The 485-nt window shown below is 65.8% G+C and carries 1 protein-coding gene; it reads left to right on the plus strand.

The genetic code is table 11. The annotated features are described in order from the left end of the window. A partial coding sequence (locus tag HX846_RS34725) for an HlyD family secretion protein (protein ID WP_178967205.1) occupies positions 1–485 on the plus strand: 485 nt, incomplete at both ends.

The following is a 485-nucleotide window of genomic DNA, read 5'->3' on the forward strand; positions in this document are numbered from 1 at the left end:
CCGGCAACGCTGCCGTGGTCGCCGCCCAGGCCCAGGTCAATTCGGTAAAGGCCGCCATCGGCGCCGCCCAGGCTCAGGTCGCCCAGCTCACCAGTGAAATCGAAGACAGCAGCCTGCGGGCGCCTATCGACGGCATCATCCAGCTACGCCTGGCCGAACCCGGCGAAGTGCTCGGCGCGGGTGGTCGCGTGTTACTGCTGATCGACCCCAACGACCAATACATGAACCTGTATCTGCCCGCTTCGGTAACCGGCGCCCTGACCGTCGGCAGTGAGGCTCGGATCGTCCTCGACGCCCTGCCGAAGCAACCGCTGCCGGCGAAAATCAGCTTCGTCGCCGCCAAATCGCAGTTCACCCCCAAGGAAGTGGAAACCCGCGACGAACGTCAGAAGCTGGTGTTCCGGGTCAAGCTGCGCCTGACCCAACCAAGCGCCGTGCCCCAAGCCAAACCGGGCATGCCCGGCGCCGGCTATGTGCGCACCTCT

This window comes from Pseudomonas sp. K5002, assembly GCF_013386655.1.
GTDB lineage: Bacteria > Pseudomonadota > Gammaproteobacteria > Pseudomonadales > Pseudomonadaceae > Aquipseudomonas.